This window comes from Gimesia aquarii (genome assembly GCF_007748175.1).
Lineage (GTDB): Bacteria > Planctomycetota > Planctomycetia > Planctomycetales > Planctomycetaceae > Gimesia > Gimesia aquarii_A.
The window spans coordinates 3,482,278-3,502,820 of sequence record NZ_CP037422.1 but is presented as its reverse complement, the minus strand read 5'-3'; the positions used below and the strand labels follow the sequence as shown (position 1 = coordinate 3,502,820).

General features: G+C 47.1%; 21 protein-coding genes. 17 read left to right on the top strand and 4 right to left on the bottom strand.

Features of this window, described 5'->3' with window-relative positions; all coding sequences use genetic code 11:
• Positions 1-97 precede the first annotated feature (97 nt).
• From V202x_RS13400 to V202x_RS13360, 9 genes are all read left to right on the top strand, one after another.
• Entirely contained in the window at positions 98-670 is a 573-nt protein-coding gene (locus V202x_RS13400; protein WP_145175550.1) for an ester cyclase, read from the top strand.
• A 124-nt stretch (positions 671-794) separates the two neighbouring features.
• Positions 795-1,310 carry a hypothetical protein gene (locus V202x_RS13395; protein ID WP_145175547.1) on the top strand — a complete coding sequence of 172 codons (516 nt, stop codon included), beginning with the start codon at positions 795-797 and terminating at the stop codon, positions 1,308-1,310.
• 2 nt (positions 1,311-1,312) lie between these two features.
• Positions 1,313-1,807, top strand: coding sequence for a hypothetical protein (locus V202x_RS13390; protein ID WP_197993375.1), 495 nt, complete (start codon positions 1,313-1,315; stop codon positions 1,805-1,807).
• Between the two features lie 10 nt (positions 1,808-1,817).
• Positions 1,818-2,246, top strand: a complete 429-nt coding sequence (locus V202x_RS13385) for a hypothetical protein (RefSeq protein WP_145175542.1) — start codon at positions 1,818-1,820, stop codon at positions 2,244-2,246.
• A gap of 185 nt (positions 2,247-2,431) precedes the next feature.
• Positions 2,432-3,931: an SDR family oxidoreductase gene (locus tag V202x_RS13380; RefSeq protein WP_145175539.1), complete on the top strand. Its 1,500-nt coding sequence runs from the start codon at positions 2,432-2,434 to the stop codon at positions 3,929-3,931.
• Between the two features lie 152 nt (positions 3,932-4,083).
• Positions 4,084-4,752: a pyroglutamyl-peptidase I gene (gene pcp, locus V202x_RS13375; RefSeq protein ID WP_145175536.1), complete on the top strand. Its 669-nt coding sequence runs from the start codon at positions 4,084-4,086 to the stop codon at positions 4,750-4,752.
• Between the two features lie 87 nt (positions 4,753-4,839).
• Entirely contained in the window at positions 4,840-5,082 is a 243-nt protein-coding gene (locus V202x_RS13370; RefSeq protein WP_145175533.1) for a DUF6868 family protein, read from the top strand.
• 40 nt (positions 5,083-5,122) lie between these two features.
• Positions 5,123-5,707: a hypothetical protein gene (locus V202x_RS13365; protein ID WP_145175530.1), complete on the top strand. Its 585-nt coding sequence runs from the start codon at positions 5,123-5,125 to the stop codon at positions 5,705-5,707.
• Between the two features lie 243 nt (positions 5,708-5,950).
• Positions 5,951-6,514: a DUF4145 domain-containing protein gene (locus V202x_RS13360; protein ID WP_145175527.1), complete on the top strand. Its 564-nt coding sequence runs from the start codon at positions 5,951-5,953 to the stop codon at positions 6,512-6,514.
• 67 nt (positions 6,515-6,581) lie between these two features.
• Here V202x_RS13360 and V202x_RS13355 read toward each other — a convergent pair whose 3' ends face one another.
• The gene (locus V202x_RS13355) at positions 6,582-6,998 is read right to left on the bottom strand and encodes an ester cyclase (RefSeq protein ID WP_145175524.1); all 417 of its coding nucleotides are present in this window, start codon (positions 6,996-6,998) and stop codon (positions 6,582-6,584) included.
• Between the two features lie 459 nt (positions 6,999-7,457).
• Here V202x_RS13355 and V202x_RS13350 point away from each other — a divergent pair, with 459 nt between their 5' ends.
• Positions 7,458-7,832: a hypothetical protein gene (locus tag V202x_RS13350; RefSeq protein WP_145175521.1), complete on the top strand. Its 375-nt coding sequence runs from the start codon at positions 7,458-7,460 to the stop codon at positions 7,830-7,832.
• Between the two features lie 50 nt (positions 7,833-7,882).
• Here V202x_RS13350 and V202x_RS13345 read toward each other — a convergent pair whose 3' ends face one another.
• Complete coding sequence (locus V202x_RS13345) at positions 7,883-9,025, bottom strand: sialidase family protein (RefSeq protein WP_145175518.1); 1,143 nt, start codon at positions 9,023-9,025, stop codon at positions 7,883-7,885.
• Positions 9,026-9,261: 236 nt separating this feature from the next.
• Between V202x_RS13345 and V202x_RS13340 the strand changes: the two genes are divergently transcribed.
• From V202x_RS13340 to V202x_RS13320, 5 genes are all read left to right on the top strand, one after another.
• Positions 9,262-9,969 (top strand): GntR family transcriptional regulator, encoded by a 708-nt coding sequence (locus tag V202x_RS13340; protein WP_144986648.1) that lies wholly within the window; start codon positions 9,262-9,264, stop codon positions 9,967-9,969.
• A gap of 370 nt (positions 9,970-10,339) precedes the next feature.
• Positions 10,340-10,762 carry a hypothetical protein gene (locus V202x_RS13335; protein WP_145175515.1) on the top strand — a complete coding sequence of 141 codons (423 nt, stop codon included), beginning with the start codon at positions 10,340-10,342 and terminating at the stop codon, positions 10,760-10,762.
• Positions 10,763-11,291: 529 nt separating this feature from the next.
• The gene (locus tag V202x_RS13330; protein WP_145175512.1) at positions 11,292-11,612 is read left to right on the top strand and encodes a four-helix bundle copper-binding protein; all 321 of its coding nucleotides are present in this window, start codon (positions 11,292-11,294) and stop codon (positions 11,610-11,612) included.
• A 36-nt stretch (positions 11,613-11,648) separates the two neighbouring features.
• Positions 11,649-12,215, top strand: a complete 567-nt coding sequence (locus V202x_RS13325; RefSeq protein ID WP_145175509.1) for a type 1 glutamine amidotransferase domain-containing protein — start codon at positions 11,649-11,651, stop codon at positions 12,213-12,215.
• 488 nt (positions 12,216-12,703) lie between these two features.
• Complete coding sequence (locus V202x_RS13320; RefSeq protein WP_232098976.1) at positions 12,704-13,882, top strand: serine hydrolase domain-containing protein; 1,179 nt, start codon at positions 12,704-12,706, stop codon at positions 13,880-13,882.
• 1,125 nt (positions 13,883-15,007) lie between these two features.
• Here V202x_RS13320 and hisD read toward each other — a convergent pair.
• Positions 15,008-16,393 (bottom strand): histidinol dehydrogenase, encoded by a 1,386-nt coding sequence (gene hisD / locus V202x_RS13315; RefSeq protein WP_145175506.1) that lies wholly within the window; start codon positions 16,391-16,393, stop codon positions 15,008-15,010.
• 19 nt (positions 16,394-16,412) lie between these two features.
• On the bottom strand, positions 16,413-17,654 hold the full coding sequence (glyA, locus tag V202x_RS13310) for a serine hydroxymethyltransferase (RefSeq protein ID WP_145175503.1): 1,242 nt from the start codon (positions 17,652-17,654) through the stop codon (positions 16,413-16,415).
• A gap of 238 nt (positions 17,655-17,892) precedes the next feature.
• Between glyA and V202x_RS13305 the strand changes: the two genes are divergently transcribed.
• The gene (locus V202x_RS13305) at positions 17,893-19,173 is read left to right on the top strand and encodes a tetratricopeptide repeat protein (RefSeq protein WP_145175501.1); all 1,281 of its coding nucleotides are present in this window, start codon (positions 17,893-17,895) and stop codon (positions 19,171-19,173) included.
• Between the two features lie 175 nt (positions 19,174-19,348).
• Complete coding sequence (locus tag V202x_RS13300; RefSeq protein ID WP_145175498.1) at positions 19,349-20,527, top strand: enolase C-terminal domain-like protein; 1,179 nt, start codon at positions 19,349-19,351, stop codon at positions 20,525-20,527.
• Positions 20,528-20,543: the final 16 nt, after the last annotated feature.

Genomic DNA, 20,543 nt, shown 5'->3' with positions numbered 1-20,543 from the left:
GCTATGTACCTCATCGTGACTCGAAGATCGGTTTGTAATCCGCTTACACTTTGGACTACTGAAGCTGACTTTCAGCCTTTCGCGGGGAAATCTCAAAATGTTTACGCTTGATATGAACACACTGACCTCAGAGCAGCGGGCGATGGTTGAGTTATGGGAAGCACATTTAGAGGCGGAGTTTGAAACCAAGAGTGCTTCCGCATCTTGTGGGACGATGACCAAAGAGCCGTATGTGAATCACATACCGACGCTGACTGGTGGCGTGGGATGGAAGCAGTTGGAGCACTTTTATGACAAATATTTCATCCCACATATGCCGGCCGATGTAGAGACAGAGTTAATCTCACGGACTGTCGGACAGAATCGCATCGTGGATGAATTTGTGTTTCGTTGTACGCACACAGTGCAAATGGATTGGTTATTGCCGGGCGTTCCACCCACAGGGCGTCGGTTAGAACTGGTTCTGATTGTGATTATTTCGTTTGAAGAGGGAAAGATGAGCGAAGAACACATTCACTGGGATCAGGCTTCGGCACTGGTACAAGCGGGGTTGCTCGATCCTGAAACGCTTCCGGTTTCTGGCGCGGAAGCAGCGCATAAGATGCTTGATCGCAATTCGGTTCCCTCGAATCAATTAATCAAACGCACGATTGCGGATGAATTACTATAGCGTGTTGAATCATACTTAAAATAATCAAGCAGGCACTTTCATCTACGAAAATAGAACTTCAACTAAAACCAGTTTGGTTGTTAAGTCATGGATTTTTCAAATTGAGAGGAGGTGCTTCATGATCATGGATACAAGCAATTTACTGACGATTTTGGGAATTGCGATTGCGTTATCTGCTTATCTTTCTGCCATCAGACTGATGGCGATTCAGAAAATTAGCGATATTTCTAAAGACGATCCTAAAGGGAGTTGCAAAAAATGGGATATACGGAAGAAACTCGGATTATTGACCCTTGCTGACATTCCGATTGTTCTGTCCGCTTTTTTTCTAGGCCTACATTTGCTTTGGAATGATCTGAGGTTTAATTTTCTGGGATATGAAATATTTAGCGGTGATCCTTATTCATGGCTTTTGCCAGTCGGCTTATGGCTGTTTCTGATCGCAGGTACGGTGATGGTGTTACTGCATGTGTTCGCCTGGATAATAACTTGCAGTGAACTACTAAGGGGAAATAAGACAGTCGAGAAAAAAGTGGAATCTGAAGTAACGACGGTGAAAAAAGAGCAGGAAAAGAAACCTGAAGCCTCTAAACTTCAAATTGAAGTACAAGAATCAAGTGGTGAAGTATCTGAATCATGAGCATGCAGCAGGAAATTGCAGATTGGAATGGTAAGTCTGCCGATGACATTCACTTGACTTACAGCCGTTATTATCATGCCCCTGCCTTTATTTCTAAGGTCCTTTCTTTGATCAAACAGGTACCTTATCAAAAAGGCGCGACCTGGCTATTAAAGAAGCATTTGGAGGATGAGGGGCATTTGACTCTTCAAGAGATAGGAAGTATTTACAGAACGCTGCCCAAATTGGAACATTGGGAATCGAAGTTACATATTTTGCAATGTATGCCATTCATGCCCATTCGTAAGTCGAACGTCAAAGTCGTTGAATCTTTCCTGAGGGATTGTCTGGCTGACCAGAATAAGTTCGTGAGAGCCTGGACCTATAACGGATTTTATGTGCTTGCTAAACAATACCCGGAATATCAAGCAGAGGTCGATCAGCTTCTGGATGAGGCGATGCAGAATGAAGCAGCGTCTGTTAAAGCCAGGATTCGAAACATTTTGAAACAAAGCTGAGAGCGCGAAAATGAAAAAGTCTGAGAAACGGGATCTGCTTTACGTTATTGGTGTATGTTTTGTTTTGGTGATTCTCTTTTTTCTGTGGTTCCTTTCGTACAATGCCAGTAAGGGGTATTGGGAAGCGGAAGTTGACAGCAAAGGACCTGGCGTGATTCTGACAATTCGACGAGCGGGAACTGAATCTGATCACCTGAGTCGCCGGATTTTATTTAAAGATATTGGTACTGATGTGATTAAGTCGGGGACATTCAAGTTACCCGATGAAGCAGATGAGATGTCGGGAATAAAAATGACATTTCAAGATATTACCCTGCGTCCTGGTCGCGTGATGCTTCAACTGAATGATCATGAAATTGACATCATGGTTGCTAAAATCTCAGTAGATTCCCAAATCCATGCTTGGGATCAAGCTGAGCTGATTGAGATTTTAGATTGAGGTGATGGTAATTTTCGCTTCCTGAAATAGTGTGTGACATTTGTCGTTATTCCGCAATATTATCCCAAAACGCCCCCTCATCATTGGGAGCCTGAGGGCTATAATCTTAAAAGCAGCTAATTCTCCCGACCGGTTTCTTTCAGATCGGTGATATCCGTAAGACGTCAATTGATAGAAATTCGACCATGTCTCTCGAACAGAAAGACTTAAACTTTGATCCGGGGTTGATTCTCCTGACTGGGGCCACGGGTTATGTGGGCGGGCGGTTGCTGCCTGTGCTGGAACAGAGCGGTTATCGAGTGCGTTGCCTGGCACGACGTCCTGAAATCCTGCAACCTAAGGTGGCCGCTTCGACGGAAGTGGTGGCCGGCGATGTACTCGAACGTGAAACACTCGATGCCGTGCTTGCGGGAGTGAAAGTAGCCTACTATCTGATTCACTCGATGGGGGTCAAAGGTTCGTTTGAGGAAAATGATCGTCTGGCCGCACGGAATTTTGCAGAAGCGGCGCGCGTGGCAGGAGTGGAGCGCATTATCTATCTGGGGGGACTGGGAGATGAGCATGAAGAACTCTCGCCTCATCTACGGAGTCGCCAGGAAGTGGGAGAAATTTTGCGCGAGTCAGGTGTGCCTGTGCTTGAGTTTCGTGCGTCGATTGTCATCGGTTCGGGCAGCCTCTCCTTTGAGATGATTCGTTCGCTGGTGGAACGTCTGCCGATCATGATTACACCCAAGTGGGTGATGCGTAACGCGCAACCGATCGCCATTGAAGATTTGATTGGCTATCTAACGGCAGCCATGAATTTGCCGCTCTCAGACTATCGCGTCTATGAGATCGGCGGTGCTGATCAAGATTCTTACGCCGACATCATGCGTGTGTATGCCAAGTGTCGTAATTTACGAATTCACATGATACCGGTACCTGTGTTAACACCCTATCTTTCGAGTCTGTGGTTGGGGTTAGTCACACCCTTATACGCGCGCATTGGGCGTAAACTGATTGAAAGCATTGTGCATTCCACGGTGGTTCGCGATGAAGCCGCCTTGAACGTATTTGATATTCAACCGATGGGCATCGAACAGGCGATTCGTCGTGCCTTGGCGAATGAAGACAAAGCCTTCGCGGAGACACGGTGGTCCGATGCGCTTTCTTCTTCAGGCGCACTTCCGACCTGGGTGGGAGTGCGATTTGGTACGCGACTTGTCGATTCACGAACGACACAAGTTGCCCGTCCTCCCTCGATTGCATTTCAGCCAATTCAACGAATTGGTGGCGATACTGGCTGGTATGCCTGCAACTGGTTATGGCATCTACGAGGGTTTATGGATTTACTGGTAGGTGGCGTCGGCATGCGTCGTGGTCGTTTACATGCGGAACATTTGCGGGTTGGCGATACCGTCGACTTCTGGCGCGTGGAAGCCTATGAGCCTGAGCATCGTCTACGACTGGTTGCCGAGATGAAACTCCCCGGACGCGCCTGGCTCGAATTCCAGGTAACGGGTAACGATCAATCTTCGACGATCACGCAAACAGCGATTTATGATCCCATCGGTCTGCTTGGGCGTCTGTACTGGTATGCGGTTTGCCCGCTGCATCATTTTGTCTTTTCAGGCATGCTACGAAATATAGCGAAAGCTGCGTTGCAGGTAGATGAGCAAACCCCAACAACCATTTCACAAAAGTGAATTCCCATTGCCCCGGCTCTCTGCTCTTACCTTCTTGTACTCAATGATTTAAAATAAACTGAGACGGTTTGGCCTCGTAATCGATACTGCAAGGTAATGAGGGTTCATACGTACCAGAGAGATAACGCGATTCAGTTCCAGGAATGATCTCAATGAGGAAAGTGTTACTGACCGGTTTCGAACCATACGGAAATACGCCCACCAATCCGGCAGAGTCTGTAGCGAGGGCCCTTGATGGTACTTTGGTTGGTGATGCAGAAATTGTCTCTCGCATTGTTCCGAACGTGTTCTTTGAATGCATCGACTTTGTTTGTGCTGCCATTGCCGAAGTGCAGCCGGAACTGGTGATTATGCTGGGAGAATATGGCGGTCGCGCGATGATCACAGTCGAACGGCTCGCGCAGAACTTTAATGACGGGACCCGGTATCACTTAGCAGATAATGCAGGCAATGTGCTGCAGGGACAACCGACGGTAGCCGAAGGGCCAGCGGCTTACTACACCACGCTCCCATTACGTGCGATGGTCAAAGCGATGCGTGCCGCTGGGATTCCCTCTGATATTTCAGATGCAGCGGGAACGTTCTGCTGTAATCATCTGATGTATGGCGTTCTGCACCATATCGCCCAGGAGCAACTCCCCATTCGTGCGGGGTGGATTCATCTGCCCCACTTACCAAGCGTGGCGGCAATGGACGAGAACCTGGGGGCGCCCAGTATGTCAGTCAAAACGTCGACGGCCGGAGTCAAAGCAGGCATTCAGGCCGCGCTCGAGCATTCCAAAGATATTGACGAACCAAGTGTTTCACGATTGCAGATTTGATTTATTTCTGATTTGAGTTTGATTGATTTTGTAGACTCATGATGGAATGATTAGCGTTTTGTCATTGAATAACAAAGGAAGTACAAAATGGACACGCAGACTCTGACAACATTCTTTATGTGGTGCACAATTTTCAATGGGGGTGTACTGATTCTGTGGACGTTTTTTTGCATGTTCGCTCCCGACTTTGTGTATCGGGTCCAGAGCAAATGGTTTCCCCTGCCTCGAGAAACCTTCGATGTAGTGATCTACTCATTGCTCGGATTGTTTAAGCTTGTCTTTATTGCGTTCAGCCTGGTTCCCTATTTGGCGCTGTTGATGATTGGGTGATCTGGTTGAAGAGAATTTTGGTTTCTTGAAAAGTAAGATTATGACAGTCAAAGACCAAACCCCTGACGAGCGCTGTCGATCAAGGGGTGAGTTAGGTTTAAGAGAAAAACGTACCAGTATGACACAAAATCAATTTCAAAATCAATCCGGTCCCCTGCCCGGCGAACGGGACTTTGATCCTTATGAAGGTGACCTGGACGCGCAGTCTGCCTGGAAAAATTTTGGTGGCTTGAGCCTGTCGGAGGCATACCAGAAATTTTTGGAGAATCCCGGTACATACTCAGAAGATTTCATGTGGATGGGGGACAAGGCGTTTGTCTATTATTTCCCGGTGCTCGAACGTTATCTGCTGGTCACTCCCGTCTGGGGCAAAGAGAATGGAAGTGAGTGGTGTCAGATTCTGGGGCTGGGATCTGCAATCCAGTTTCAGTTTACCGAACAGAGTCTACCAGAGTTGTTGCAGCTTACGCCACGCGTGTTGACGTTGATTGCTCAGGTGAAGGAATCGATCGATGCTTATGTCGCCAGCGGACATCCTTATTATTCCGATCCGGAAATTCATCAACATGTCATCAAAGAATGGAACGAACTTGAACAACACCTGCAGCAGTTTGTTGATCTTTAAACTAATGAGCAAAAAAATGAGTCTGGTAGAAAGTGATGTTTAATGCCAGCTTCAAAACCAGTTCCTCAGAATATGTGGTTTCGGGTTACTCTCATTGCAATTCTATTTTTGTGGTTTGTTATTATGGAGATCAATAGTCTGTTAAATTAGCGAGGAATGAACTGTTTTCCAAACAAGATAATAGCAACGTGCGGCATGCAGGCTAAACAATCTTTTGCATGAGAATTAATCCACAGAGGCAACATGAACGAATTGATTGAAATCCTGGTCTGGCCCGTGACAGTGATTATTGTTGTGGTCATCCTGCGGCAGCCACTGGGAAAACTGGTGCAAACCACCAAGAAGCTCAAGTATAAAGACCTGGAGGTCAGTTTCCGCGAGAGCATTCAAAAAATTCAGGCCGAAGCTCAAGAAGTCTCACTGAGTGCACCACCGCCGGAGCGGAAGTTGGAAAGTATCGAGATTGACCTTTATGAACTCGCCAGCATTTCTCCCACGGCAGCTGTGGTGGAAGCCTGGAAGTCCATTGAAACCGCGGCCAAGACACTGATTCACGCGAAGGGGCACAGATTGAACTATGATGTGCCGACTCCCTACAAACTAATTCAGGATACGTTGGATCAACAGAATCTCATGGATGAACGCCACTGTAAAATCTTCAATGATCTACGCCAGTTGAGAAACAAAATTGTGCACGCCGAGGGTTATACATTCACTGAAGATCAGGCAAAACAGTATCTTGATTTATCAATCCGCTTGCGGAACTACCTTAATGATTTGTCAGATAATGTTGAAACAAGTGACTAATCAAAAGTAACAGCCACTTCGTTTTGTCAGGTTCTAACGAAGTGGCTGAACGATTTTTGTATCTCAATTATGCAAGGCCTTCCAGGAAGCTGGACTTGTCCCAGTTGACCCAGCTTTCTGCAATCTTGCCACCTTCATATCGATCTATTTGGACTCCCGTCCATGTTGTTGTCTTGCCGCTGGACGAACTCCCTCTGAAGTCTCCTGCCTGGGTTGCTGTGAACTCCCAGCGGCTCGCGACGAGATCGTTTTCGGCAATCTGCGAAAGTATTTGCACAGAACCCTCACTAAAGGCCTCATGAAAGTCCTTGAGTAACTGCTCCCATTCTTCTCGTTTCAATGTTGATACACCAGAACTATCGGGGCTGGGTTGCTGATGGCTGACATAATTTGCAGTCACAAGGTCCTCTGTCTGAATTGTATTATGGCTGCCCCACAATTCTAGAATGCTGCGCGACATACTCTTTTGTTCGTCTACTGACATCTCTTTCTCCTCATCTGATGGTGAAGCCCGATTCAAAGATTATAGATTAGACGGCCCAGTCGGTTCTGATTCATATCAAAAAACATCGCGATTACAGATATCTTGTAATGCGTTTCATCGTAGAGAGAAAAATGAAAACTACAAGCATATTATGATGTGAAGTGCAAATGATTTCGAATCTTCATCAGATTCAAATGTTATTGATTAAAATAGATGCATAGATCTAGATAAGATGATGAGAACGAATATTATTTTATTATGAGCAAAAGATATTTTCATGATTATTGATGGCTTAGAGAGGTGTTTTAATAATAACAGTTTGATTACACTTGATATCAAATCAGACGAGTCGAAAAGGCACAGAACGCGATAGACTTAGCATTGTCGATTCAAAATTAAATCCAAACCAATACTTACAACATGTTTGAACAATAAGGTCAGTAGAAAGACGAAATTAGTATGCCGGCAAAACAAGGAGATGATACATCAACATTTAAAGTAATTGCGATGTTAATGGTGGCGATTGCTCTGTTTGGATGGGCGTTTGCTGCAGCCGCTTATTCACATTCGGAAGAAGGTTGGCGGCAGGCTGAATCCAGTGAAGCTGATCCAGATGGACTCAGTTCAGACGAGCGGTTTAAAGACGCCGGTAATATAAGACGAGAATCAAAGTCCTCTTTGAGGGATTTCATTTGGAATGCCATTCGCCAGATTCCGAATGTATTTTCCGTCATCGCTTTTAATTTTCAGCATCGCTTATGGTTGGTGATCTTGTTTGCTTGCCTGGAAGGTGGTGCTCTATTTTTAGGTTATGTCATGAGCAAAATTGACTAAGGTTGAAAAGGGTTTCAAAAAACGAATCCCTTTCCTGTGAGTAGATTAATTTATGGGTCAGATGACTGAGCCAGATCATTGAGGCGAAAACGAACGGAAACGACCGAATTTTTTGCTTTGTCGTTGCGATATTTCACATAGGTTGTCGCGACGATTGTGCCATCGGGGAGCAGTTCGACTCCCGGATAACCACAGTCTCCGGATCGTCCATAATGGTGTAACAGCTTAATACGATACTTGCCGTCTCGCCCGTTAATAATGTCGTCGTAGGTTCCGACCCAGGCTACAAAGTGGCCGCGCGTGGAACTGCCGGGTGCTTGGTCACGAAAACAGACCACCAGTTGGCCCTCTTTGGTAAAGACTTCTTTGTGTCGGTCTCCGGTTAGTCCCCAGGGGGTATCAACGGGAGTGGACCAGGTGGTGCCTTCATCATTGCTGAACATCATCAGGCTGCGTCCTTTGTGCGTGTTTTCTCGCATCAGGCAGCAGAGTTGTTTTCCATCAGGACTGCGGAACACACAGGGTTCGCATGGGTTTTTACCTTTGACTTCGGCTACGATTTGTGGTTCCGACCAACTGAAACCACCATCATCGGAAATAGTTTGCAGGACCACCAGAGGAGATCGGTCTTTGCCCTCAGGTCCTTTATGATACAGTCCCAGGTAGCGACCATCTTTTAACTTGACCATACTGCTGAACGTCATCACGCAGGGAAAACCCAGAGGGGGCATCTCTTTCCAGGTTTTTCCTGCATCCTCGCTCATAATACTGGGCATACCCGGCCCGCTGCGCGTGCCTTTAGCGGCTGAAAACACCCACAGCCGTGCTTTGCCTGACGGGTCCACCATGCGATAAATGCTGGGGCAATTTTGATGCGTGGCATAGCCCTTTGGTAATTGGTCATCAAGCCGTTGCCAGGTTTTTCCACCATCCATGCTCTTGGCCATCGGGCCCGCTGAACCACCATGATTGATACACCAGACGGCAAACATCGTTTTCTGATCCGGCATCAGTAATGTCGTGGGGTGTCCCTGATAGACGTCTTTGGTTCCGGCGGCAATCACCGTTTGACGTTCTGTCTGGTTTGAAATATCAATAAGTGGCAATTTGTCGTCGGCATACAGAGACAGATTACTGCAAGTGATGGTTGATAGGAAAACCAAAACAGTAGGGAATGAAAAGAAAGGCTTCATGAATCTATCTTCTATCCATAAGGAACTAAGTACCTGTTTTGAACAGGAGGTGCGTTTGCATTGCCGCTGAGAATGTGAATCTGTCGAAATTGAATCAAAATCCTACCTGAATCAGATGGAAGACCTGAGAAGTTTGATTTCGATGAAAAAAGATTGACACTGTGTGATAACGTGTTATAACACAATATTACATATTCTCTTTAGTTTCAATTTGCTTGTCAACCAGAAAATGAAAAATGTACGAAGTTACCGAAAATCTGTCGGACCGTGCTTATCGCTTTATTAAGCAGGAAATGCAGCAAGGAGCGTTAGTGCCTGGCGTGCAACTGGTGAATCGTAAGCTGGCATCGGAAATTGGCGTGAGCGTGATTCCCGTGCGAGAGGCCATTCATCGCCTGGTCACAGAAGGACTGGTCGAGCATGTTCCCGGTGCTGGTGCGTTTGTGCGGAAACCGAATCGCGAAGATCTTGAAGAACTGTATGTCTTGCGTGATGCTTTGGAAAGTTGCGGAGCGGCAGAAGCCGCACGGTATATTACTCCCCATCAACTGGATGACCTCGAATCGATCATGTCGGAGTTTCATCAAATTGCCGAATCGATTCAGAAGCGAAGTGATGGGCATGCGACGCCCTCCCAGTTTCACCGCTGGCTTGATTGTGAAGAAGCCTTCCATGAAATCGTCATCGATGCCTCACGTAATCGTTTGATTTCCAAAGTCATTCGAGAACATCGTGCGATTGCGACGGTGTTTGAATCACAACGCAATAGCTCTAAGCTACTGACTCAGGAACTGGCTGAAAAAACCTGTGAAAGAAAAGAGCAGTTGCTTGCCGCGCTGCGTGATGGTAATGCGTCTCTGGCGCGCGAATTGATGAGTGCTCACATTCAACAAGGCTGTAAGGACGTACTGGCTTTTTTGCGACAACAGGAACGTCGTGCGTAAAAATGTGAATCGATCTAGCGATATCATTATGTGTTTTAATTAGGGCTTACATAGCAGTATGTTTCTGCTCGAATGAAATTTTCTTACGTTTCCTGCCCTTTGATACATTATTTGATTAAGTCAGACTTTCCCAATTGATATGAGTGGAAATGATGTGCGCCAGTCTTTCAAGATCACTGTCGGACGAGCCGACAGTGGCACACGGTGTGGATGATACACAGTATCGTTGCAGCGGTGACTTTGCCTTTGTATATTAGAAGCTTACTAGATCATAACGCAGAGACATTTTGTTGTTCATTTTAGAACACCTCTTCGTTATTGAAACGAATATTATCAGCGCTTCCGTTTTCGATAAAAAAGAACGATTACAATGACACGTTTTTTCGTTGCCTGCGTCTGCATCATTGCATTTTTTTTCTGCGATGGATGTAGAAAAACGACTCCTGCGGACTCGGAATCCACTTTGACTAACCCTGCTGATGCGGAAGAGGCAGCCTTGCAGGTTGTGGGGAATCTCTATGGGTTCTATGCCACTTATCATAAGAAGGGACCGACCGGCTGGGAGGATTTAAAAGCACAAGTTGCTGAGGTTGGTGAGAAGACAAAAAAAGAAGCTTTAGAGGCTATTAAAGTGGTGCAAGTGGCCGGATATAAGATGAAATGGGGAGTCGATCTCCCCCTGATGGCAAAAGAAGGCATCAAACCTGACGATTATGTGATTGGCGAATCCCCGGATGGGCGTCGTAAATTGATGTTTAGTGGGAATGTGAAGACAACAAAAGCTGAAGAATAGATCGCCCGTTTGTGATTCAGTAGTCTACCACGAAAAGCACGAAATTCACGAAAAAGTGAGCAGTCTTTAAATAGTACTGTAATAGTCTTAATGATGTGGATCGGGGTATTGTTTTTATACTCCAGGTCACAACACGGCAGGTCTGCCTCTACCACTACGCGCCCATGTGCCAGGTTCATGAGAATCCAGCTTTCTTGAACGATATCTTAAACGATTGACCCAGTAGAACATTCCCGTTTCGATAGCTGATTTCGATTGGTCTTTCACCGATCAAGGTGTTTGTCCAGCGATCAGCATGAGAGTTCGGACTGTCTTTATATTTGCGATTACAGCATATTTTGCACCAGCAAATGTCTTAACTGATCAATCATCATCGGATGGCATGTGATTTGCTTAACTAGTTAATACAGAATAGATGACAGGCATCAGCTGGAAGAATTAATCAAATTCCATAAACCCAGATGTCTCGTGACAATAAGCAATTCTTATTTTAGGTGATACCAGTTTGATTAAAGCAAGAGAAAACAAAATGAATTCTAATCTATCTTGTATTGAGGCTTGTCAAAAATGTGCCGCGGCTTGTGAAGTCTGTTTGGATGCGATGATCAATCAGCAAAGCGGAAATGACTGTCCGCGATGTTGTCGAGAATGTATTGATATTTGTTTGTTATGTGCACACTCAATCGCACGAAATGGTAAGTTTACCGATCAAATCTGTCGTCTTTGTGCAGACATTTGTGAATGGTGCGCTGCGCAATGTGAAGTTCATGATCATTATTATTGTCAGGCATGTGCAGAAGCCTGTCGGCAGTGTACTCAGGAATGTGGGGCTGTTGCAGCCTGTTACTAGGCTTCATTGAGGCCAATTTAATCAGGAGAGAACAAAATGACGAACTATAATTTAAAGGGCAAAAAGATTGCTTTTTTGGCCACTGATGGTTTTGAGCAAGTGGAATTAACAAAGCCTTGGGAGGCAGCCCGGGAAGTCGGTGCCGAGTTGCATCTGATTTCTTTAAAAGCGGATGACATTCAGGGAGTACACCACGATAAAAAGGGAGATACATTCTCTGTTGATAAAACAATCGATGATGTCATAGCGGCAGATTATGATGGGCTGGTCCTACCCGGCGGTGTGTTCAATCCCGATGCCTTACGTGTGCATGAAGGAGCCGTCAATTTTGTCCGCGATTTCTTTGTCCAAGGAAAACCTGTAGCTGCTATATGTCATGGTCCATGGACTCTCATCGAGGCCGATGTGGTCGCTAATCGTAAGGTCACTTCATGGCCGAGCCTCAAAACAGATTTGATTAATGCAGGTGCGGAGTGGGTTGATGAGGAATGTGTCTGTGATAGCGGTCTGGTGACCAGTCGAAATCCAGATGATCTTCCCGTTTTTTGTGAGAAGATGGTGGAAGAATTTGCTGAAGGAATTCACGTCGAACAGACTACCTGAACCAAATTAAAATTTGAATCAGTTACTTGATAGAATAAGCAGTTCTTAATCCATTGATGCCGGGACGATCCCCATAGCTGGAGTGTCACTCACATGATCTACACTTCGGTTATGGGGCGTTCTGCATTACTCGCTCAAAAGTTTGGAGCAGTCAACAACCTACAGCTTGTATCGTTGTTCTCGTATGGTTCTTCTCAATAGTAAGAGGCATTAGCAATGGTTCATGTTGACATGGGAATACTACATCCAGTAATGTTTTCACACATGGTACCTGGTTCGTTTCACGCTTATCCTGACAAAGGAGAAGTTCGTTCGCTTCGTGGTTCTAACCAATTGTGTCGGGACTAAAAATCATAGTAACAGCAAATCAAAGGAGGCCGTTGCTGTCAATCTTCATTCTAAAAGAAGTTGTAAAGACCGATATCAGATGAGACGCTTACAAAATGTTTTACAGACACAAAAAAACAGTTTTTAGATAGATGGATGCGATGATGAAAACTACCAGATGCTATGTTCCTGCCTGCTTGTTGTTGATCTTTGTTTTTTTGAATCCACAGATTGCAAACAGCCAAATTTCTCTTGATTCCACGCTTGAACCTTACCTCAGTGAATATGATTTACCTGCCATTGCCGCAGCCGTTGTTGTGCGCGGCCAGATTGTTTCTTACGGTGCTGTCGGAACGCGCAAAGCAGATTCGGATATTCCCGTCACAGTGAATGATCGTTTTCATTTAGGCTCTGATACAAAAGCGATGACCGCGCTTTTAGTAGCCATGACGGTCGAAGAAGGAAAAGTCAATTGGAATTCCACGATCGAAGAGATGTTCCCGAAACTGGCCGACAAAATGGATCCTCAAGTGCGAAAAGTGACTCTCAAGCAATTGCTCTCACATACCAGTGGCATGCCCGCTGATAACCAGGACTTTATGAACCTACTCAAGGAATCGTTCGATCAGGAGGGGAATCTGGATGACTTGCGTTATTGGATGGTAGATGAATGGTGTAAGCGACCTTTGGTGACTAAATCGGGGACAAAGTTTGCTTATTCCAACATGGGTTATACGATTATCGGTTCGATGCTGGAACGCGTCAGTGGTAAAACCTGGGAGGAGTTAGTAACGGAGCGTATTTTTGAACCCTTCGGCTTGGAAACAGCAGGTTTCGGCTGTCAGTCCACACCTGGCAAAATCGATGCCCCTCTGGGACATTCGATTAAAGATGGAAAAGCAAAAGGGTATCTGGCGGGACCCAATGGTGATAGTCCACCACTGGTTGGTCCTGCAGGAACCGTGCATATGTCCGTTCTGGATTTTGCGCAGTGGGCGGGATGGAATGCTGCCAATGGAATGCGGCCACCTTGTTGTCTCGTCAAACCGGAAAACGTAGCAAAGCTGCATACACCAGTATTTACTGTGGCTCAGAGAAAAGACGCCAAACCGGGGACACCACCCCCTGGAAAGTATGCAATGGGCTGGGGAGAAGTTGAAGTCGAATGGGCTCCCTACCCTGTTATTTATCACGGTGGTTCAAATGGACTGAATCTGGCCCATGCCTGGTTAGACAAAAAACGTGATATCGCCATCGTGACGCTTACCAATATCGGCGGAAAAAAAGCGGACGAAGCATTACGCAAACTGGCCGGTGAGTTATACAAGAGCCTGGAATAGAATCTACAAAGCACTCGGTGACTTCGAATAGCAGGATCGGAAACTGCCATAACCTGGTTTGGACTACCACGAAAAGCACGAAATTCACGAAACCTGTTGGTGTTTTGATATCAATGGTCTCACTGATCCCGATGGAGTATTGCTGTTTTTATAATGGTTTTGTTTCCTACAACCTCCTGCTCGCTGCGCTCGGCCCGAATTGTATTCGGGCTTACCCACTTGTTGTGAGTGGAAATGGTGTGAGGATTGTCTTTCATATTTACTGTCGGACGAGTATTTAGACCGGGCACATGGTGTGCAGAGTGATCAATCTCCAGACCACGAACGGCACCAACGACACGAGAATTCTCTGTTCGCAATAATACTCAAAGTGATAGAGACCATGCCCCACACTCTCCTGGAGATGATCTTATTAGCTTATCAAAAATAATTTCGTGAGTTTCGTGTCTTTCGTGGTAGTACTGATTTTTTATATTAAGACGAGAGCCAATAAAAACGGATCGATTCAATCGTGTTTGGTGCCGCCCTTTGATTCGCTTTGTGCACCTCCAGATTTTCAGTTAGGGCTGGCAGGCGCTATGTTGTATTATTCATTCCGCGCATGCGCTGTCGAATTCCCAAGTGACGGTTCGTTTGATATCTGAAAGTGCGCTTAGACTTAGTATGTCGTTAACAGCCTGTCATTGATGCTTTGATTCTGTTTTGAGAGGTAAGAGTTATTATGTTTGAATTTCCTGTGATTGAACGAGGGACCGTGTTGTTGAGATGGTCATATCATGCTAAGTGGCACACAGCAGTCAAGAAAAATTTATGCGCCTTAATGTCTCAGGTGTGGTACGAAATTGCGGTTTGGTTTCCCTTGTGGCTTGAGAAAGCGTGTTCAAAAGGAGTGATTCCATACGAGACAGCGGGAACCGGTTATCGTTTATCAGGTGAAAAGTTGGAAAAAATGGGTCATTTTCGCATGCACAAACCGAAGTTATGCGTCGTGTGTAGTTACCAGAAAAAGCCGCCTCGCGCGCGCGAGACAGAAACAGGGAGTTTCGAGAACGGCGCGTGGGTGTCAAGTGCGAAAATATCTACTGAAAATCAGAAGCAAGTTCAGTACGAGGCTTCTCGAAATGGTCACTGGGATTCATTTTTCAGGCGGATGGTGACACTCGCGGCGTGGGCGGTGAGGCCTTCCTTTTCGGCGAGCAGGCAGATGCCCGGGGCGTCCTGGGCCAATCCTTTCTGATTGTAGGAAATGACCGATGAACGTTTTAGAAAATCAATCGAACAGAGACCATTGGCAAAGCGGGCTGTGCCACCAGTGGGGAGAACATGCGAAGGACCGGCGTAATAGTCGCCAGTGGCGACGGGGGTATAATGGCCCATGAAGATCGCGCCGGCGTTTTGGACTTTTGACAGCATCTGTTCGGGGTCTGATGTGGAAATGTGTAAGTGTTCGGTCGCGAGCAAATCGGTTAAGCGGGCTGCTTCATCGGCATCGCGAGAGAGAATCAGGGCGCCGTAGTCAAGCAGGCTTTGTCGTGCGAGATCGCCACGAGGAAGTTCGTTAAGCTGTTTGATGAGGGCGGCTCTGACGGCTTCGATTAATGGTTCGTGCCAAGTGATGAGCACACCAGAACCGGGGCTGTGTTCTGCTTGCGATATTAAATCGCTGGCGATGAATTCGGGGTTCGCAGTTTCATCGGCGAGGACGATGACTTCACTAGGGCCGGCGATGCTGTCGATGTCAACTTCGCCGAACACATGACGTTTAGCGAGCGCAACGAACAGGTTTCCGGGACCAACAATTTTGTCAACGCGTTCAATGCCTTCCACACCATAGGCGAGTGCGGCGACAGCCTGGGCACCGCCGACACGATAGATTTCTGTGATCCCCAACTCATAACAGGCGGCGAGAATATCTGTGTTGTAGCCACCAAAGTCAGTAGGAGGCACAACGACAACGATTTCTTTGACGCCTGCTGTTTGTGCGGGGACAGCGGTCATTAACAGTGTGGAAGGATAAGCGGCAGCACCGCCGGGAATACAAACTCCAACACGTTTTAAAGGTAAATAACGCTGGCGTAATTCGATTTTCGACTCCCCTGCCTCGCGGAGGATTTTGACATCGTCGGGCAAGAGTGCCCTTTGGAATTCGATAATATTTTCACGAATCGCGCGGAGTGTTTTAAGATATTCTGGATCCGCTTTTGTATGAGCGGCTTTCAGTTCTTCCGCCGAGACACGCATGGTTTCGGGGGTGAGTTTTTTTTGATCCAGCTTTGCAGAATAGTCAAGTAGTGCATCGCGGCCTGTGTCACGGACGTCATTGCAGATACGTTCGACGACTTGCTGCGGAGTCAGAGGTTCTCCGAAGAGTTCGATCGTACGTTGACGCCCGGCTTCCGAGACAACGTTTCCGCTCGGACTCAGTTTATTACGTAATTCGGCGAACAATGAAGTTGCATCGCTGCGGGTACAGTCGATAGTCGTGATGTCAAGATCGCTATGTTGTGTCATGGGGGCTGGTGTCTGCCTGTTACTCAATTCCGGGTACGGGATAGCTCTGGGCGAATTCCTCGATTTCTCCCTTCACCGATTCGATATTGGCATCGTCATCAGGGGCACCCAGAGTACGGAGAATCCAGGCTCCCACTTTTTTCATCTCGTCTTCCTGCATACCACGTGTGGTTAAGGCTGCGGTACCGATGCGAATTCCACTGGGGTCGAGGGGCTTGCGTTGGTCATAAGGAATCATGTTTTTGTTGACGGTGATCCCCGCTTTATCGAGGGCCTCTTCTGCAATCTTTCCAGACAGCCCGATGGCAGTGACATCGCAGAGCATCAGGTGGTTGTCGGTTCCACCAGAAGCAAGCTTAATGCCGCCTTCCAGCAGAACACCCGCTAAGGTGCGTGCATTGGAGATGACTTGTTGTGCATAAGTTTTAAAGGATTCCGTGTTTGCTTCTTTGAAGCAGATCGCCTTGCCGGCAATGACGTGTTCGAGCGGTCCCCCCTGGATACCAGGGAATACCACGCGGTTTACATCTTTGGCATTTGCTTTCTTAGTCAAGATGAATCCGGAGCGAGGACCTCGCAGAGTTTTGTGTGTGGTCGACGTGACGAAGTCAGCCACTTCGACGGGATTATTGTGAACCCCGCCTGCGACAAGTCCTGAGTAGTGGGCCATATCGACCATCAATGCAGCACCGACTTCCTCAGCGATTTCAGCGAATTTCGGATGATCGATTTCCCGGGGATACGCAGAGGCGCCGGCGATGATCATTTTCGGTTTGTGTTCACGGGCGAGCTTGGCAATTTGATCGAAGTCGATTTGGTGGTTATCTTCGCGGACTCCATAATGAATGGGATTATAGAGTTGGCCGGAGAAGTTCAGGTTCATGCCGTGAGTTAAGTGACCACCGTGGGCGAGGTCCATCGCGAGAAAGGTGTCGCCCGGTTTCATGACTGTGAGGTAAACCGCCATATTCGCTTGTGACCCGGAGTGAGGTTGCACGTTGGCATATTCTGCTCCAAAGAGTTCACAGGCACGGTCACGGGCCAGGTCTTCGACGACGTCCACGTATTCGCAGCCGCCATAATAACGGCGACCGGGGAGTCCTTCGGCATATTTATTCGTGAGGATTGAGCCTGCCGCTTCCATGATGGCCGCACTGGTATAATTTTCAGAAGCGATCAGCTCCAGACCGTTTTTCTGTCGTTTTGCTTCAGACTGAATACAGTTCCAAATTTCAGGATCACACGACTCAAGCGAGGACATTCTCATAAACTCCCATGGATATATAGTCAAAATTCAGGGTACAAACGGTACCTGGAGGGGATCAAACTTAATTTGCTCTCTTATAATGAAGGTTTGCTCTGAAAGCTACCCAACTGATTCGTGTATCAGTATCCTCAGAGAAAGTTTACCGCTCCGTATATTGATATTATTGGGACTCCCGCCTGAGAGACCAGTTTTTACTCGAAATTCTTGTATAAAAACGTTATGACTTAAGCTTATGACCGAGACTCAAGAACAATCTGATCAGTTGCTAGAGGGATCTCCTGCTTTGCAAGGGGAACGTGTCGTTTTTACGGGGACCCTTGCCTGCATGACACATCAGAAAGCCTGGGAGTTCGTTGAACTGCACGGCGGTCAGGCAGCACAGCATGTCAGTCGGCAGACGACGTTACTGGTTGTGGGAGAGGAAGGCTGGCCGCTGGAGGCAGATGGCTCTCCCTCGGTGAACTTGAGTCAGGCACAAGAGTTGATCGCGGAAGGAGTTTCGATTCAGATCATCAAAGAGTCAGATTGGCTCGCACTGATTGAACTCAAAGATCCGGGAGTGAATGTCGATCAGCTTTATACACCTGCGATGCTGACGCAGATGCTGAATGTTCCTGTGACCACAATTCGTCGCTGGGAACGACAGGGTTTGATCAAGCCAGTACGCAAGATCTTTCGTTTGCCTTACTTTTCGTTTCAGGAAGTGGCCAGTGTCCGTCGGCTTTCCGCACTACTCGAATCGGGAGTCAATCCACGAGATCTGGAAAACAGCCTGCAGCATCTGGGTAAATTTTTTAACGAGATCGATCAGCCCTTATCTCAGTTGACGCTATTATCACAGGATGCACAGCTATTATTGAAAGATGAGCATGGGTTGATTGATCCCAGGCGGGGCCAGAGGGTTTTTGACTTCGGCACGGAAGAAACTCAACTCAATGAATTGACTGAGGAAGAACTGGCCGGTGAAGAGTCATATGAGGGAACGATTGAATTCACAGAGCATCTTAAAACTCCCGAGTTTCAGGATCGGAGCGCGGATGAATGGTTTCAGGAAGGCTGTCGTTTTCTCGATGCAGGCGATGCCAAGTCAGCGATTGAAGCGTATCGAATGGCTTTGCTGGGACATCCGGATATGCCCGAAGCACATTTGCATCTGGCTGAGGCGCTGTACTTGAACGGTAATACGGAAGGTGCTCTTGAACGTTACTATGCAGCTGTGGAATGGGATCACGATTATATCGAAGCCTGGACACAACTCGGTTGTCTGCATAATGAATTAGGCGAGCGAGAGTCTGCTCTGCATGCATTTGAAATTGCACTCTCCGTTCATCCGGATTACCCGGACGCCCATTTGCATATTGCTGAAATGCTCAATCAACTGAATCGGGTTGAGGAAGCGGTTCCCCACTGGAAAGTGTATCTGGAATTCGATGAAATGGGGCCGTGGGCGGATTTAGCCCGCCAGCGTTTGCAGGAATACGACACTGAAGAATTGGAACAGCAGTTTCCATAAAAGTCAGTAACTGTACGATTGATATTCCTCTTTTGTCAGCCGCGCCTCTCCATATAATTCTTACTCAGATGTTGCGCAGTTCTTTCTCAAAATAACTTGCTTCCCATCTGCTTTAGGGTTATGTTGTTATTTTGACACCAAAATAAAAACTAAAGCAGATTGGATACTGTTCTTAATGAAAATTGAACGCATCGAAACACTGGTGTGTTATGCCCGCATGCGAAATTGGGTGTTCGTGAAAGTGATCACAGATCAGCCTGGTTTGATTGGATGGGGCGAAGCCACTTTGGAGTGGCATACACGCGGAATTGCTGGAACAATTGAAGATCTATCGCAGTTATTGATCGGCGAAGATCCCAGACGTGTTGAATATCTTTGGCAGATGATGTGGCGCCAGCATTTCTGGCATGGAAGCGGTGTCACACGTTCGACTGCCATTGCCGGTATAGACCTGGCACTGTGGGATATTCTGGGGAAAGTTCACGGTGTTCCCTGCCATCAACTCTGGGGCGGTCCTGTGCGGGACTACATTCGTCTCTATTGTCATTTGGGTGGTGGCAATATGGAATCTTTTTACCAGACATCGACGGATAACGCGTCGCAATTTGCTGAATTGGCGCAAAAGGCGGTAGCAGACGGGTTCACGGCGTTCAAATCGATGGCGGTGCCTCCCACGATGCCGATTGAGGGTCTGAAACCGATCAAAGCTGCGGAAGATTGTGTCTCTGCGATGCGTGAAGCGGTCGGAGACGAGGTTGATATCATGGTGGACGGTCATGCCCGCCCTTCTCCCGCCATGGGCTTACAGTTTGCACAAGCGCTGGATCCTTATGGTTTGTATTTCTTTGAAGAGCCATGCTGGCCGGAGTCGCTGGATGGTCTGGCACGAATCAATACTGCGACAACGACTCCCATTGCGACGGGTGAGCGATTGACTCATTTGGCGGCGTTCCGTGATCTATTTGAAAAACGAGGCTGTGAAATTTGTCAGCTTGATTTGACTCACTGTGGTGGATTTACTGAAGCACGGCGGATTGCCGCTTTGGCGGATGCTCATCGAATTGCACTTGCCCCCCATAATCCACAAGGGCCAATCAGTACAGCGGCTTCTCTGGAATTTGGATTTTCTCAACCAAGCTACATCATCTGTGAATCGGTATTGGATGATGTTCCCTGGCGACAGGATGTGATTGAAGAAGGGTTTGTCATCGACCCTGTGACACGAACCGTCAAACCGAATGGAAAACCGGGACTGGGGATCTCGATCAATGAAGCTGAAGTCAAAAAACATCCGTTTCAACAGGAAACAGTACAACGCGTCTTTTATGAAGATGGTGCGATTGGAGATTGGTAAGCTGGTTCCAGTTGGC

What these genes read in the sequence shown, in the direction of transcription:
- V202x_RS13360 (WP_145175527.1), top strand. Translation starts at nt 5,951, where the DNA reads ATGAACGAATTGATTGAAATCCTGGTCTGGCCCGTGACAGTGATTATT.
- V202x_RS13400 (WP_145175550.1), top strand. Translation starts at nt 98, where the DNA reads ATGTTTACGCTTGATATGAACACACTGACCTCAGAGCAGCGGGCGATG.
- V202x_RS13370 (WP_145175533.1), top strand. Translation starts at nt 4,840, where the DNA reads ATGGACACGCAGACTCTGACAACATTCTTTATGTGGTGCACAATTTTC.
- hisD (WP_145175506.1), bottom strand. Translation starts at nt 16,393, where the DNA reads ATGACACAACATAGCGATCTTGACATCACGACTATCGACTGTACCCGC.
- V202x_RS13335 (WP_145175515.1), top strand. Translation starts at nt 10,340, where the DNA reads ATGACACGTTTTTTCGTTGCCTGCGTCTGCATCATTGCATTTTTTTTC.
- V202x_RS13385 (WP_145175542.1), top strand. Translation starts at nt 1,818, where the DNA reads ATGAAAAAGTCTGAGAAACGGGATCTGCTTTACGTTATTGGTGTATGT.
- V202x_RS13365 (WP_145175530.1), top strand. Translation starts at nt 5,123, where the DNA reads ATGACAGTCAAAGACCAAACCCCTGACGAGCGCTGTCGATCAAGGGGT.
- V202x_RS13325 (WP_145175509.1), top strand. Translation starts at nt 11,649, where the DNA reads ATGACGAACTATAATTTAAAGGGCAAAAAGATTGCTTTTTTGGCCACT.
- V202x_RS13320 (WP_232098976.1), top strand. Translation starts at nt 12,704, where the DNA reads ATGATGAAAACTACCAGATGCTATGTTCCTGCCTGCTTGTTGTTGATC.
- V202x_RS13340 (WP_144986648.1), top strand. Translation starts at nt 9,262, where the DNA reads ATGTACGAAGTTACCGAAAATCTGTCGGACCGTGCTTATCGCTTTATT.
- V202x_RS13305 (WP_145175501.1), top strand. Translation starts at nt 17,893, where the DNA reads ATGACCGAGACTCAAGAACAATCTGATCAGTTGCTAGAGGGATCTCCT.
- V202x_RS13350 (WP_145175521.1), top strand. Translation starts at nt 7,458, where the DNA reads ATGCCGGCAAAACAAGGAGATGATACATCAACATTTAAAGTAATTGCG.
- pcp (WP_145175536.1), top strand. Translation starts at nt 4,084, where the DNA reads ATGAGGAAAGTGTTACTGACCGGTTTCGAACCATACGGAAATACGCCC.
- V202x_RS13355 (WP_145175524.1), bottom strand. Translation starts at nt 6,998, where the DNA reads ATGTCAGTAGACGAACAAAAGAGTATGTCGCGCAGCATTCTAGAATTG.
- V202x_RS13345 (WP_145175518.1), bottom strand. Translation starts at nt 9,025, where the DNA reads ATGAAGCCTTTCTTTTCATTCCCTACTGTTTTGGTTTTCCTATCAACC.
- V202x_RS13300 (WP_145175498.1), top strand. Translation starts at nt 19,349, where the DNA reads ATGAAAATTGAACGCATCGAAACACTGGTGTGTTATGCCCGCATGCGA.
- V202x_RS13380 (WP_145175539.1), top strand. Translation starts at nt 2,432, where the DNA reads ATGTCTCTCGAACAGAAAGACTTAAACTTTGATCCGGGGTTGATTCTC.
- V202x_RS13395 (WP_145175547.1), top strand. Translation starts at nt 795, where the DNA reads ATGGATACAAGCAATTTACTGACGATTTTGGGAATTGCGATTGCGTTA.
- V202x_RS13330 (WP_145175512.1), top strand. Translation starts at nt 11,292, where the DNA reads ATGAATTCTAATCTATCTTGTATTGAGGCTTGTCAAAAATGTGCCGCG.
- glyA (WP_145175503.1), bottom strand. Translation starts at nt 17,654, where the DNA reads ATGTCCTCGCTTGAGTCGTGTGATCCTGAAATTTGGAACTGTATTCAG.
- V202x_RS13390 (WP_197993375.1), top strand. Translation starts at nt 1,313, where the DNA reads ATGCAGCAGGAAATTGCAGATTGGAATGGTAAGTCTGCCGATGACATT.